The 11,990-nt window shown below is 68.1% G+C and carries 18 protein-coding genes; 17 read left to right on the top strand and 1 reads right to left on the bottom strand.

What is annotated here, in order from left to right; all coding sequences use genetic code 11:
- Nucleotides 1–79 precede the first annotated feature (79 nt).
- The gene (locus tag DMC64_RS42100) at nucleotides 80–610 is read left to right on the top strand and encodes a hypothetical protein (protein WP_125738167.1); all 531 of its coding nucleotides are present in this window, start codon (nucleotides 80–82) and stop codon (nucleotides 608–610) included.
- Nucleotides 611–668: 58 nt separating this feature from the next.
- Here the strand turns inward: DMC64_RS42100 and DMC64_RS42095 are convergent, their stop codons facing one another.
- Nucleotides 669–1,445 (bottom strand): hypothetical protein, encoded by a 777-nt coding sequence (locus tag DMC64_RS42095; protein WP_125738166.1) that lies wholly within the window; start codon nucleotides 1,443–1,445, stop codon nucleotides 669–671.
- 312 nt (nucleotides 1,446–1,757) lie between these two features.
- On the opposite strand from DMC64_RS42095, the gene DMC64_RS42090 reads away from it, so the two are divergent.
- From DMC64_RS42090 to DMC64_RS42015, 16 genes are all read left to right on the top strand, one after another.
- On the top strand, nucleotides 1,758–2,135 hold the full coding sequence (locus DMC64_RS42090) for a helix-turn-helix domain-containing protein (RefSeq protein WP_125738165.1): 378 nt from the start codon (nucleotides 1,758–1,760) through the stop codon (nucleotides 2,133–2,135).
- A gap of 118 nt (nucleotides 2,136–2,253) precedes the next feature.
- Nucleotides 2,254–2,559, top strand: coding sequence for a hypothetical protein (locus DMC64_RS42085; protein ID WP_199755267.1), 306 nt, complete (start codon nucleotides 2,254–2,256; stop codon nucleotides 2,557–2,559).
- 70 nt (nucleotides 2,560–2,629) lie between these two features.
- The gene (locus DMC64_RS42080) at nucleotides 2,630–3,337 is read left to right on the top strand and encodes a hypothetical protein (RefSeq protein WP_125738164.1); all 708 of its coding nucleotides are present in this window, start codon (nucleotides 2,630–2,632) and stop codon (nucleotides 3,335–3,337) included.
- Nucleotides 3,338–3,436: 99 nt separating this feature from the next.
- A complete protein-coding gene (locus DMC64_RS42075; protein WP_125738163.1) occupies nucleotides 3,437–4,000 on the top strand; it encodes a hypothetical protein in 564 nt (187 codons plus the stop codon).
- A gap of 136 nt (nucleotides 4,001–4,136) precedes the next feature.
- Nucleotides 4,137–4,487: a hypothetical protein gene (locus DMC64_RS42070; RefSeq protein WP_125738162.1), complete on the top strand. Its 351-nt coding sequence runs from the start codon at nucleotides 4,137–4,139 to the stop codon at nucleotides 4,485–4,487.
- 104 nt (nucleotides 4,488–4,591) lie between these two features.
- Nucleotides 4,592–5,092: a hypothetical protein gene (locus tag DMC64_RS42065; protein ID WP_125738161.1), complete on the top strand. Its 501-nt coding sequence runs from the start codon at nucleotides 4,592–4,594 to the stop codon at nucleotides 5,090–5,092.
- A 20-nt stretch (nucleotides 5,093–5,112) separates the two neighbouring features.
- The gene (locus DMC64_RS42060; protein ID WP_125738160.1) at nucleotides 5,113–5,448 is read left to right on the top strand and encodes a hypothetical protein; all 336 of its coding nucleotides are present in this window, start codon (nucleotides 5,113–5,115) and stop codon (nucleotides 5,446–5,448) included.
- Between the two features lie 143 nt (nucleotides 5,449–5,591).
- Nucleotides 5,592–5,927 carry a hypothetical protein gene (locus DMC64_RS42055; RefSeq protein ID WP_125738159.1) on the top strand — a complete coding sequence of 112 codons (336 nt, stop codon included), beginning with the start codon at nucleotides 5,592–5,594 and terminating at the stop codon, nucleotides 5,925–5,927.
- A gap of 34 nt (nucleotides 5,928–5,961) precedes the next feature.
- On the top strand, nucleotides 5,962–7,359 hold the full coding sequence (locus DMC64_RS42050) for a DUF3560 domain-containing protein (protein ID WP_125738158.1): 1,398 nt from the start codon (nucleotides 5,962–5,964) through the stop codon (nucleotides 7,357–7,359).
- A 46-nt stretch (nucleotides 7,360–7,405) separates the two neighbouring features.
- Entirely contained in the window at nucleotides 7,406–7,834 is a 429-nt protein-coding gene (locus DMC64_RS42045; protein ID WP_125738157.1) for a hypothetical protein, read from the top strand.
- A gap of 221 nt (nucleotides 7,835–8,055) precedes the next feature.
- On the top strand, nucleotides 8,056–8,796 hold the full coding sequence (locus tag DMC64_RS42870) for a hypothetical protein (RefSeq protein ID WP_158634328.1): 741 nt from the start codon (nucleotides 8,056–8,058) through the stop codon (nucleotides 8,794–8,796).
- Between the two features lie 190 nt (nucleotides 8,797–8,986).
- Nucleotides 8,987–9,553, top strand: coding sequence for a hypothetical protein (locus tag DMC64_RS42035; protein ID WP_125738156.1), 567 nt, complete (start codon nucleotides 8,987–8,989; stop codon nucleotides 9,551–9,553).
- A 68-nt stretch (nucleotides 9,554–9,621) separates the two neighbouring features.
- Complete coding sequence (locus tag DMC64_RS42030; RefSeq protein WP_125738155.1) at nucleotides 9,622–10,041, top strand: hypothetical protein; 420 nt, start codon at nucleotides 9,622–9,624, stop codon at nucleotides 10,039–10,041.
- 2 nt (nucleotides 10,042–10,043) lie between these two features.
- The gene (locus tag DMC64_RS42025; protein ID WP_125738154.1) at nucleotides 10,044–10,466 is read left to right on the top strand and encodes a hypothetical protein; all 423 of its coding nucleotides are present in this window, start codon (nucleotides 10,044–10,046) and stop codon (nucleotides 10,464–10,466) included.
- A 161-nt stretch (nucleotides 10,467–10,627) separates the two neighbouring features.
- Nucleotides 10,628–11,059, top strand: a complete 432-nt coding sequence (locus DMC64_RS42020) for a hypothetical protein (protein WP_125738153.1) — start codon at nucleotides 10,628–10,630, stop codon at nucleotides 11,057–11,059.
- 257 nt (nucleotides 11,060–11,316) lie between these two features.
- A complete protein-coding gene (locus DMC64_RS42015; RefSeq protein ID WP_125738152.1) occupies nucleotides 11,317–11,961 on the top strand; it encodes a hypothetical protein in 645 nt (214 codons plus the stop codon).
- The last annotated feature ends 29 nt before the right edge of the window (nucleotides 11,962–11,990 follow it).

Genomic DNA, 11,990 nt, shown 5'->3' with positions numbered 1-11,990 from the left:
TCGAACGCGTCCGCGCCGAACTGCGCCGCGAAGCCTCCGTGGCCACGCTCCGCGCGCCGAGCCGCTGGCAGGTGGCCGCGTGACGGAACCGATCCTCGGCCGCGTCTTCGAGCTCGACGTGCCGCTCGTCCTGCCGCCGCAGCCCAGGCGACGCGGCGGCAAGGCCGTCAACCGAACCAGGCCACCCCGGCTGTGCCCGTACAACCTGAACTGGAAACTTCACTGGGCCAAGCACGCCGAGCACAAACGCGTGATCGCCGAAGCCGTGACCTGGCGGGCACGGGCCGCCCGGATCCCGAAAGCCGACCACCTCACCGTGCAGCTGCACTGGGCGCCCGGTGACAACACCAGCGCCGACACCGACAACCTCGCCGCCTCGGCGAAACCCGCCTACGACGCGCTCGCCCGCCCCACCCGCAAGAGCACCGGCGCCCAGTGGACCGGGCTGCAGCTGGTCCCCGACGACAGCCCGCGGTACATGACCAAGCTCGGCGCGGTCATCCATCCCGGGCCGCAGCACACCCGCCGGCTGTGGCTCACCGTCCAAATCGGATGCGTCTGCTGTCCCGGAGGAGACCACCAGCTCGAGGAAGACCTGCCAGGGGAGTGAACGACGAAGGGCCCCGCCCCCGTATCGGGAGGCGGGGCCCTTCGTCGTTCACCAGTGGTTAGCTCCCGGCCAGCCTCTCCACGACCTCCCGGCGGTAAACGGAGCGTCGCGTGTCGCCCCCGCCGTCGATGACCGGGCGGCCCGGCAGTTCGCCGCGCTCGTGCATAGCCGCGACCGACCTGGGGTTGACTCCCAGGATCTCGGCGGCCTGCGTCCCGGTAACCAGGGTAGGAAGACGGCCATCGTCGGCCGGGGCGTGCAGATCCTCCGTGCCGCGCTGGAGCAGCGTCGACTCGCGGAACACCAGCAGCTTCCGCTGCGCCGAGGCCGTCGACGTCGGCGTCGCACCGGGAATCCGGCCGTAGTGGAACCAGGTCTTCACTTCCTGGACGTTGATCCCAAGAACACCGGCCGCTTCTTCCCTGGTCAACAGCCCGGCCAGCTTCTCGTCTTCGACCGGCTCGCCTGCGCCGATCTGCTCGTGGTGCGGCCCTGGGGTGAGCTCCTCGACGGCGAGGCTGTCGATCAGCTCCCGCCGGAACAGGACGAATCCGCCGAGCTGCACGCCGGGGAGCTTCCCCCTTCGGTACAGCCGGTCGATTGCCGTCGTCGAACGTTCCCAGCGTTCCGCGACCCACGCGGTGGTCACCAGTTCGGGGATCCGGCCGTCCTTCCGCGGTTTGCTCGGCTGCGGGTTATTCCGCAGGCGGTTGAGCGTCGACTCGCGGAACACGGTGAGGCGGTCACCGACCCTGCGGCCCGGAAGCAGGCCGGCGAGGTACTGGTACTTCACCGTGGTCAGAGCGACGTCCGCCGCGGCCGCGAGACCCTGCATGGTCCATAGCTTGGGCAGAGCGTCGTCGATCGATCGATCTACCTGTGCCATAATCCGTCTCGCCTCTCGTGCTGCGTTGCTGACACCTCGTGGCAATTCCGAGGGCAAGGGCCCGTCACTTCGGTGGCGGGCCCACTTTTTTGCCTCAGGCCAGCGAAAACTTAGCCCGTTGTGTTGCTGATAGCAAGGACGATACATCGCATCGCGCGTCCTGGCGAACCCGAGACCTCTTCGAGTGGCGGGGCCTGCCCGTAGCTTTCGATCAGGTGTCGCCGCGACCGACGCGACGACCTGCACAAGCAGGGGTACAGGATGAGCACTCGGTTCGACGCGGACGGCTTCCACTCCGCGCTCGACGCGGTGCGGCTCGTTCGCCGCATGACCTGGCTCGACGTCGCCCGCGCGACCGGCGTCTCCGCCGCCATGCTCAGCCGCATGAAGCACGGCGCCGCCCCGGCCGCAGACGGCCTGGCCGCGCTCTGCCGCTGGGGTCAGCTCGACGTCGGCGACTTCCTCACCGGCGCCAAGCTCGTCGACGAGCCCGGCCAGGACCCGATCACCGTCGCCATGCTCGCGATCGGCCAGGACCGCTCGCTCAACCGGGCTGCGCGGACCGCGCTCACCACCGTGCTCTTGACGACCTACCAGCAGCTGCTCGCGATGACGACGGCCGCGAAGACCGACGCCTGAATTCAGGGGGTTCGCTCCCGTCGAATAGTCGGCGGTTTTCTCCCGGAAATGCCTGCTTGCCCCCCTTTGTGGGTACATGTAGCGTCCTCTAAGTCAGCAACGCTTGGAGGAGTTGGTCATGCAGTGGGAATACGGCGATCCGGAGCCGTCCAATAAGGACGTTCGCCAGGTGACGGGCGTCAGCGGATGCGTATGGGTGCGCAGCAAGCCGAACGGGTTGTTCTGGTACCCGCGCGAAGGTGGAGTGATCCACCACTGGCAAGAGCTGCTGTACGTCGACGGGCCAGCAGTCGGCGAGTCGATGCGGATCAGCCTCTTCGACGAAGGGCAGCTGGAGGCGGCGCCCAGGCGCAAGCGTGCCCGCCCTGCGGTGGCGCCGGTTGCCGTCACGTTGGAAGCGGAACAGGTCTCACTGTTCGGATAGGACGCTTGACCAGCGCAAATAGACCCATTAGAGTCCTTGCTGTCAGCAACGCAAACCGAAGTGAGGACCCATGCGCACCACCGAACTCATGCAACGCGTCAAGGCTCGGCGCGCGATCGCCGAAGGCCGGCACGACGAAGCCGCCGCAGCCGCGGAAAAAGCAGTCCAGCTCGCGGCCGCCGTCGGCGGCCGCGAGACCCGCCAGCGCACCAACTTCTACCCGACGCCGCCCGAGCTCGCCGCCGAGCTGGCCGCCGAGCTCAAGGCCAGAGTCCGCATGGACGGGCCGCTGTTGCTGCTCGAACCGTCCGCCGGGAACGGCAACCTCGTCCGCGCGCTACACGAGGCGTTCCTGCCCCGCGAATACTTCCTCACCGCGATCGAGCCCGAACACGGACTGGCCGAGCACATCGGCAAGCACTACCGGCATGAAGTCAGGACCATCACGTTCGAGGAGTACGGTCCCGACGTCTACGACCCGGCGCCCGAGGACGCGGAATTGAAGTTCGACGGCATCCTGATGAACCCGCCGTTCAGCGTCCCCGGCAACAGAACCATCTGGATCGACCACGTGCGCAAGGCCTGGGACATGCTCGCGTATCGCGGAACCCTCATGGCGATCGTGCCGAAGGGCTACACCTATCGCGAAGACCGAAAGCACCGTGAGATCCGCGCGCTCATCGAGGAGCACGGCGACCACTACGAACTCCCGGCCGACGCGTTCGCCACCTCCGGTACGGCAACTTCTACGGTCGTCATCTGGGCGACCAAGCCGTAGAGCGCAACGAGAACCACGGGCGTCAACTCTTTGGTTGACTCCCGTGGTTACCTCCCGTAAAGTCCTCACTGTCAGCAACGCAAACAGGAGGAATTTTCCATGTCTGTCACGATTAAACCTGTCACCATGCGGCAGAGCGGCCTCGTTCGTCACCGACTTCGGCACGCCGGCCTGCCCGTCCGGAAAATCCAGTCCCAGACCAGCGAGGCCACCCTCGTCACCACGATCGCCGCGCCCCGGACAGCGAACGCCGCCCGCTACGAAGACGTCCTGCTCGACCTGCCCCGCCTGGACAAGCGCGTCGACGGCGCGCGGCGCATCACCGTCGAGTACACCGAGGGCTACCTACTCCTTACGGTTTCCTCCCGGCTCGCCGGGGCGACCATCCCCGCCCTGAAGGTCATTCGAGGAGACGGCCAGCCGCGGATCCCGCTCGACCTCGTCCAGCCCGGAGACTTCATCCAGCTGCCCGGCGTCGAGGTCGACCAGAACGGGAAGTCCTGGGTGCGCGGCTGGAGCCCGGTCGGCCTCGTGCAGAACCTCAGCGTCGTGCGCGGCCGCTGGCGGGTCTCGTGGATGCACGGCCCCGCCGATCTCGTCGACCACGCCGCCCTGCCTTTCGGGGCACGCCTCATCTCCCGCACCCGCTACAGCATCGGCTGAGCCCGGCCGACACCCCGAGACCGGCCCCGCGCACCTTCCCCGGCGCGGGGCCGCTTCGCGTCAACTCACGGGTTGACGCTACCACCCGCCACAAGTAGCGTCCTCGCTGTCAGCAACGCATAGCGAAGGGTTTCACATGCACAAGAACACTTCCCGAGATGTCCAGGTTCAGCGCCCGGCCATCTTCCCGGATGACGCCGACCGCTGGCGCGAACTCCTGGCGCACGCAGAGGTGCGCCGCCAGGGCTACGCGGCAACGGAAAGTGTGTCGCGGATCCTCCGCGATGGCTCCATCGACACGATCGATGAGAACCAGTGGCTCACCGGCGTATTCGCCTGCTACGCGCTGCCGATCTTCGAGACGCGCGCCGAGGCGGAGGAGTGGGGCCGCTTCCGGGCCTCGCGCTTCTCCATGCGTGTTCGTCGCTCGGTGGTCGTTCGCCGCGTGATCCGTGGGGCCGTAGCCCCGCTCGTCGTCGGCCAATAGCGCGATCGTCCACAAGGAACCCCCGTCAACAATCCGGTTGACGGGGGTTCCTTGTGTCGATTAGAGTCCTTACTGTCAGCAACGCAAACAGTGAGGACCATGCGATGTATCTCTACGTCGTGCCAACCGGCCCCAAGGACTCAGGCTTCATCGGAATCGACGTCACCGTGGCCGACGAGGCCACCGTCAGGTCCTACGCCAAGCACTACGAGGCAAAAGGCCGCCCCTGCCTCGTCATCCCCGGCCGCCCCGGCGTCCCCAAGGGCTCCACCATCGAGGCATTCCAGGGATTCCCGGCGATGATCTACCGAGCCATCGAAGCCCGCGGCCACGGCTTCCGTCTCGCCAGGCACCGCTCCGTCGTCATCACCGGCGACGGCGTCGCGCCCCCGTATCGCATCTCCATCCCCACCATGGAGAAGCCGCCCGTGACTCTCGCCCGCGTGAACCGCCAGCTGGTTGCCTACCCGGTCATCCCGCCGGATCGCGGATTCCTGCCCTACAGCTTCGGCGAGGCGTTCCTCTGGTCCGACGACCCGCGCTGGTCTCAGGTGACCGGCCAGCGCGCCCCCATTCCCCTCTTCGACTACAGCGAACCCGCCTGACCGCCTAGGAGGCAACGACCATGCAAGAACCCCAAGGGCGCGACGACGTCGTGGCGATCAGCACCGTCGAAGGCGACGTCGTCGAGATCCACGGCGACACCAAGATCTGGATCACCTACGACCGCAACGTCATCGAGACCCACACCGCGTGCGTCGCGATCGGCGACCTGATCTGGCACGGATTCGGCGGGGGCGTAGAGCCGTTCGTCTTCGCCGAGCGGAACCTAGCCGAAGACGGCGGCCCCGCATCGCTCGCGACCTTCATCAACAACCTGCCGGTCTCGTCCGTGGAAGACCAGAGGTGGGGCGAGATCGGCCGCGTCACCTTTTCGCGGCCGCAGGTCGACGACGACTAACCGACTCAACGGCGATGCCGGGTCCAAACGGGCCCGGCATCGCCGCATTTCAGGTGTCAACTCCTGAGTTGACACCTGATCAAGGGTGCCGATAGAGTCCTTTAAGTCAGCAACGCAATTTGGGAAGGAAAGCCGTGGAAGACATGACCAAGATCCTCGAACTCGCCCAGGAAACCGAAGCCTGGGAACTCAACGAACAGTGGGACCTGTGCACCGAAGGCGGCACCGAGTTCTTCCTCGGCATCGCCCCGGGCAGCTACGAGGACCACGCATCCGGGACCTGCTGCACCGAATGCGGCTTCTGGGCCGACGCCCACCGCGACGGCAAGCTCTTCGAGACCGGCCGCCTGGTCAGCTTCGCCGACTTCCACCGCCGCATCCGGCTCGACAACGGCGCCTGGGTCCGGGGCTTCTACCTCGGCGAGGACCGCGCCCGCCGCTACGCCGACCTCATCCGCGCCAAGCGCGCCACCCGCTGACTCCCGCCCAAGAACCCGCATCAGGAGACCCGAGATGCCCGCCAGCACGCAGAACCTCGAACCCGGCAAGGTCCACCCCGGCGACGCCACCGCGCTGTTCGACCTGGTCCTCACCGACCAGGCCGACGACCGAGGCCGGTTCGGGATCAGCGTTCAGCCCATCGCGCTCGAACCCGTCCCGTGCAGCCCGCCGCCGTCCCCGCTCGACGTCGACGCCGCCCGGAACGCTCCCGCTGAGCAGCCCGTCGACGAGCCCGCGGCCGAGAGGTCCGCTCCCGCCGAACCCGCAGCCGGCGAGCCCGAGACCGAGCTCGAGCTGACCGCCGAGCAGGCGATGGAGCAGACCGATATCCAGATCGAGCACACCCCCGAGTCGGGCACGCTCCTGTTCGGCTCGGTCAAGGGCGACGGCAGCTGGGACGCCATGGTCAAGGCCGGTTTCCGGTGGCGCGGCGCCCGCAAGAACTCCGGCCTGCCGGAAGGCACCCTGTACATCCCGCAGTCCCGTGACCGGCCCGCCAAGCGCTACATGATCAACGGCTCGGCGAAGGCCCTGCGCGAAGCCGGGTTCTCCGTGTGGGTGTCCATCAACGACACCCCGCGCGACCACGAACAGGTGGTGGCCGACAAGCGCGAGCGCCTGGAGGAGCGCGTCGACCGGCTCGAAGACCTCACCGAACGGCGACTGTCCAAGGCGGACGGCTACCGCGCCCGCCACGACCAGATCTCCGAGCGGTTCGCGTTCGGCCAGCCCATCCTGGTCGGCCACCACTCCGAGCGGCGCGCCCGCAAGGACCAGGAGCGGATGCACACCGCGATGCGGAACGAGAGTGCGGAGCTGGACAAGGCCGAGCGGTCTGCCCGCGCGGCCGCCGTCACGCAGGCGAACCTCGACCGCGAGCATGAGCACCCCGCGAAGATCACGCGGAAGATCGAGAAGCTGGAGGCCGACCTGCGGGACGTCCGGCGCAGACTCGATGGCCACACCAGGCGACACCTAGGCGCGGACGGCAAGACGGTCTACTACGTCGAGAATCACCCGCCCGCCACAGGCACGCACCGCGAAGCCCTTCTTGCGAAGATCCCGTACCTCGAAGGCGAACTCGACTACGACCGGAAGCGCCTGGAGGCGGCGAAGGCCTCCGGGAAGTTCACGATCGTCGACCCCGACGAGATGAAGCCCGGCCGAATGCTCGCCTACTGGGGAGGCGTGGGCCCGATCGTCCGGGTGAACAAGAAGTCCGTGACGGTTCGCTCCCAGCACGGGTGGACCAACACAGTGCAGCTCGAACGCGTCAGGCAGGTTCGCGACGCGACGCCGGAGGAGGCCAGGCACTGGGCTCAGGTCGAGGCCGACCACAAGGTGCGTGTCGCTGCGGACAAGGCGAAGCAGAAGGAACGGGAAGCGCGGTGGGCCGCTGGGTTGCGGTGACCGAGCAGGAGACCACCACCGACGCCATCACGAGAACGGACCAGCCATGAAGACCAAACGTGCCGCCGAAGCCCGCACCGCGCTCACCGACGCAGCCGCCGCCCTGAACGACCTGATCACCCGCATCCACCCCGAAGACGGTTGTCTCCCGGTACCCCAGATCACCGTGCCCGCCGACCAGGCCAGTCTGGATGCCGAGCGCGAGGTCATCGCCCTCAACCTGTTCGAGGGGCTGGGCCACCATCGCGCCAGTCGGTGGATCACCATCCGCGCGGCGTGCAGCCACCTCGACAGTGACGCCCTGGACGGCATCTACGAGCTGGTCTACCGGTGGTACCAGCTGCTCAACGCCGCGTACGAACACGTTGAGGTGCGCTCACCCATCCGCCGTCTGCACGAACTCGCGGACGTCAAGGCCAGGCTCGACGCCGGGATCAAGGCCGAGATCACCGACCTCAGGCCGAAGATCAGATGAGAACCCGCCGCCCTCGCCCCGACGTGGCGAGGGCGGCGCCCTGATGGCCCGCTCGCCGGCCTTCGGCCCGCGCCCCGGCCCTGCGCACCCGAGCCGCGGAAGACCCGGCCTCGGCCGAACAGAACCCCGAAAAATCGGTGTCAACCAATGTGTTGACACCAGCCGGATGCTCCCACTAGTGTCCTTCATGTCAGCAACGCAAAACGGAGCAGGGAGCCACGATGAACACCACCGTCACCGTCGAGTTCGTCCGCGACCACACGGGCGCCTTCACCGCGCAGACCGAGGCAGGGGAGTTCTACCTCGCCCGCGAAGGTCGCGATTGGACGGTCGAGCTCGACGGCGAACCGTGGAACACCTTCATCAGCCGTGTCGGCGCCAAGGAGGCCATCGCCGAGCTGGTCGCCACCGTCGCGGCCGAGAACGCGACCGAGGCCGAGGCCGCCGAGGACGCCGCGAAGGTGTGGGAGTTCGCGACCACCGTGGAGGCATACAACGCCTCGCAGTGCAACGACGCGATCGAGGACGGCGCAGTCCTGGTCGTCGAGTCCGAACAGGTCGTCGGCATCCTCTTCCGGGCCTGGCCTGCCGCGATCACCACCGCCTACGGCGCGTTCCACGGCTGGTTCACCGCCGACGAGGCCGTCGCCCTGGACGGGGACCGCGACGAACCCCTCTACGTCGCGTCGTACACCGTCGCCCTGCGGGAAGCCGAGAAGCGCGGCTACAGCGTCGCCACCGTGCCGATGTTCCCCGAGGAGGAAGCCGCCGCCGAGGTCGAGCCGGACGTCGCCCCCGTGGTCGAGGACGTCATCGTGCCTGCCGCCGAGCTGGGGACCGCGCCGGAGCTGGTGCCCGCCACCGATGGCGGCCTGTTCGGCTTCGCGCTCACCGAGGGCACCCCGGAAACCGGCTTCGGGTTCACCGCGACCGCACCGGCCGAAGCCCTCGCCCTGTTCTGACCGGCCCTGACCGGCCGGAGCGGGAGCTGACCCCGCCCGGCCGGTCACTCCACCCCGGACGCCCGAAGGCCGGCGAGCCGCGGAACAGAACCGGATTCACCAACCGTCAACCAATGTGTTGACACCAGACGTGGAGTTCCATTAGTGTCCTTCATGTCAGCAACGCAAACCGAGTTTCGAGGGACCGGAAATGACCAAGGCGCGCGACTACACCAAGCTCACCGACGACCAGCTCACCGACCGGCTGGCCAAGGCGAAGACGGAAGACGTCGTGGCCGCGCTCATCGCCGAGATCGAGCGCCGCGAACAGATCGAGCAGCGCATCGCCGAACTCGTCTCGGCGGGCTGGGAATACCGCGACGCCTACGCCGAGGCGTACGGCCTGGACCCCGAACAGCTCGCCCAGCAGGAGCGCGCCGCCCTGGTCCGCGAGAACCGCCTGCCCGGCGAAAGCCTCGAACAGACCGTTGACCGCATGTTCACCGAAGACGCCGACCGGCGCTACGCGGAGGCCGAGAAGGCATGCCGGGGCCACATGCTGGTCAAGGAGTCCGAGGGCAAGGTCAACCCGCGCGAACTGTTCTGCGGCCCCGCCTCCCGCATCCGCAAGCACGCGTCCCCGGAACTCAAGGCGTGGTTCTACGCCAACGGCCGGATCACGTGGCGCGAGTACATGGCGCACATGCTCGGCCGCGCCCGTGACATCGAGCTCGCCAAGAACGTCGACCGCGACTACGGCGAAGCCGTCGCCGCCTGACCACCCGGCCCGGCTCCCCGCCCGGAGCCGGGCCAGCCCCACCCGCGTCCCGAAAGGACACCAGCACCGTGCTCACCGAACGCGCACTCACCCTCACCGTGTCCCTGTATCGCAGCTGGACGCAGAACCTCGGCCACGCGGCCGCCGAAGCCGCCGCCAAGGCCGCCTTCCGGCCCGAGTTGCAGAAGCAGGTCTTCGACGAATACGCCCGGCAGTCCGCGTTCACCGTCATCCCGTTCATGCCGCCCGTCGTCCAGGTGGACTACGACCTCGGCAACCTCACGTGCCCGTACCCCAGCTGTAGCACGCTCAACGCGATCAAGGAGATCGACGACTGCACACGGGAGAACGACGTCCGCGTAGCCGAAGGCCGCGTCCTCATCGTCGGCGAGAGCCCCGAGTTCCAGCACGTCGCCTTCTACTGCGACGCCTGCACTCAACTCGTGTCCATGCCGCTCGGCATCGACCTCGAAACCAGGGACAAGTGACCATGAACATGATCCCTCGCACCGATCTCCCCACGTTCGACCTCGTGATCGAACGCCCCGCGATCGTTGACGACCGCTCATACCAGTACGCGGCCTACTGGCAGTCGCGTCGCGTCGAGCCCGGCGTCTACCCCCTCCGGATCGTCACGATCCACCACCGTGAGCCGTTCACTCACGACGGCCCGGACCAGACGGTCGGCCGCCCGTACTACGCCATCGGCAAGATCCCGGCGGTGGTGGTCGCCGGACACGCAGACCTGGGGGAGCCCGGCGAACCGGCCATCCACCACGTGCACATGTACCACTACGAGGCAAAAGAAGGCGCCACGTACTGGGGCCGGTGGGCCGATGAGCCCGCCAATGCACCTGGTCACGCGATCGGCTTCCTGCGCGAACGCAAGCCGAGCGCCACTCCTGCCGCCTGATCGGCCGCTGAGCGACCTGAGCCGCGGCCGCCGGCCTCCGGGCCCGCCGCGCCGCCAGGTCACCCAGCGGCCCAGCAGACCCCGTCAACCAATGTGTTGACACATCGCACGGCGTGCGTATAGGGTCCTTCATGTCAGCAACGCAATAGAGAGGGGAAGTCATGAAGCTGCCCGAGATCAACGAACTCCACCCGGACCTGATGCGCCACATCTTCCGCAGCTCCGCGTGGACCATGGAGACCCGCGACCTCAAGACCTTCCGCTACACGACCTTCGGGACCTGGGTCGTCGGCTACGAAGCCGTCGGGCATCACATCCTGGTCGGGCGAATGGGGTTCGCGCCGGAGATCCACCGGGTTTCCGAAGGGGAGTGCGAGGTTCGCCCCATCGCCTCGGCCATCCTCGCCGCCCTGCACCTCGCGGAGGACCCCGTGGGCACGGCCGTCGCCTGGATGCACGTCCTGGTCAAGGAGCACGACTACACCAAGGGCCTGATCATCGCCCGTCACGCGCTCGGCGAAGACCTCTACCTCGACGCATACCCCGTCTGGGAAGCCGAGGACGAAGCGCTCCCCGACGAAATCACCCTCTGACCCGCCCCAGCCCGCCGAAAGCGAGAAACGACATGGCCAAGCACGCCCAGCCGGAACCGGAAGAGTCGGAATCGCCCTGCGAGTTCTGCCCCGCCACCGATCACACCAGCTCCTGGCACGACGAGTTCTGGGGCGAAGGCGACGACCTCTGACCCGCCCTGCGGCCGCCGAGCCGGACCAGGCCGGCGGCCGCGGGCTTCCCCCGCCTCCACATCCCAAGACCTCGCAGCGGGCCACCAGGCCCCGAAAGGACCGTCATGCACGCCAACTTCACCAACGCCAACGTCGGCCACGCCATCTACAGCAACGACGGCGAGACCATCGGCGAGATCTTCACGCTCTCCAGCGTCGGCGACCGCACGCTCTACGTCGGCCTCGCCCACGACTGGGACGGAGACAGCGACGCCTACACCCCGCTCTGCTGCGAGGTGTCCGACGACCCGGAGCTGGTCGTCAACGAGATCGAGCGCCGCGCCAGGCAGGCGCAGGCCCCGGCCACGCTGCCCGACGTCGACGAGCTGCTCGTCAAGGACGGCCAGCGGGCGCGGTGGGCTACCTCCGGCATCGGAGACGTGAGCTACCTGGTCGCCCGCGTCGGGAGCACCCTGGTCGCCTGCAACCCGGCTCCGCCCAGCGGGGACGTCCCGCTCGTCGTCATCCACGAGCCGAAGACCGGCACCTGTTCGTTCCGGGTGCACGGGGACAGCGTCGCGGACGTGGCCACCCTGATCGTGGCCGCGCTCCTGATCACCGCGACCTCCGACGAGGCCGCCGAGGCGAACACGCCCATCCCGCGCGCCACCGTCCGGAAGGCGGGCCAGGTGCTCCAGGGTGCCCTCCGGGCGGCCGGAGCTCCGGAGCGCGGAGGCTTCCCCGAGCTGCGGGAGCTGCTGACCTTCTGACCCCGCGCCAGCTGACACCACGGTGCCCG

Source organism: Amycolatopsis sp. WAC 04197 (genome assembly GCF_003947475.1).
Taxonomy (GTDB): Bacteria; Actinomycetota; Actinomycetes; order Mycobacteriales; family Pseudonocardiaceae; genus Amycolatopsis; species Amycolatopsis japonica.
This window is presented reverse-complemented; position numbering and strand designations above follow the sequence as displayed.

Excerpts from the sequence above, each read along its gene's own strand:
- DMC64_RS42870 (WP_158634328.1), top strand. The coding sequence starts at position 8,056 with ATGAACACCACCGTCACCGTCGAGTTCGTCCGCGACCACACGGGCGCC.
- DMC64_RS42075 (WP_125738163.1), top strand. The coding sequence starts at position 3,437 with ATGTCTGTCACGATTAAACCTGTCACCATGCGGCAGAGCGGCCTCGTT.
- DMC64_RS42050 (WP_125738158.1), top strand. The coding sequence starts at position 5,962 with ATGCCCGCCAGCACGCAGAACCTCGAACCCGGCAAGGTCCACCCCGGC.
- DMC64_RS42060 (WP_125738160.1), top strand. The coding sequence starts at position 5,113 with ATGCAAGAACCCCAAGGGCGCGACGACGTCGTGGCGATCAGCACCGTC.
- DMC64_RS42055 (WP_125738159.1), top strand. The coding sequence starts at position 5,592 with ATGACCAAGATCCTCGAACTCGCCCAGGAAACCGAAGCCTGGGAACTC.
- DMC64_RS42080 (WP_125738164.1), top strand. The coding sequence starts at position 2,630 with ATGCGCACCACCGAACTCATGCAACGCGTCAAGGCTCGGCGCGCGATC.
- DMC64_RS42065 (WP_125738161.1), top strand. The coding sequence starts at position 4,592 with ATGTATCTCTACGTCGTGCCAACCGGCCCCAAGGACTCAGGCTTCATC.
- DMC64_RS42025 (WP_125738154.1), top strand. The coding sequence starts at position 10,044 with ATGAACATGATCCCTCGCACCGATCTCCCCACGTTCGACCTCGTGATC.
- DMC64_RS42070 (WP_125738162.1), top strand. The coding sequence starts at position 4,137 with ATGCACAAGAACACTTCCCGAGATGTCCAGGTTCAGCGCCCGGCCATC.
- DMC64_RS42015 (WP_125738152.1), top strand. The coding sequence starts at position 11,317 with ATGCACGCCAACTTCACCAACGCCAACGTCGGCCACGCCATCTACAGC.
- DMC64_RS42020 (WP_125738153.1), top strand. The coding sequence starts at position 10,628 with ATGAAGCTGCCCGAGATCAACGAACTCCACCCGGACCTGATGCGCCAC.
- DMC64_RS42085 (WP_199755267.1), top strand. The coding sequence starts at position 2,254 with ATGCAGTGGGAATACGGCGATCCGGAGCCGTCCAATAAGGACGTTCGC.
- DMC64_RS42095 (WP_125738166.1), bottom strand. The coding sequence starts at position 1,445 with ATGCAGGGTCTCGCGGCCGCGGCGGACGTCGCTCTGACCACGGTGAAG.
- DMC64_RS42045 (WP_125738157.1), top strand. The coding sequence starts at position 7,406 with ATGAAGACCAAACGTGCCGCCGAAGCCCGCACCGCGCTCACCGACGCA.
- DMC64_RS42090 (WP_125738165.1), top strand. The coding sequence starts at position 1,758 with ATGAGCACTCGGTTCGACGCGGACGGCTTCCACTCCGCGCTCGACGCG.
- DMC64_RS42035 (WP_125738156.1), top strand. The coding sequence starts at position 8,987 with ATGACCAAGGCGCGCGACTACACCAAGCTCACCGACGACCAGCTCACC.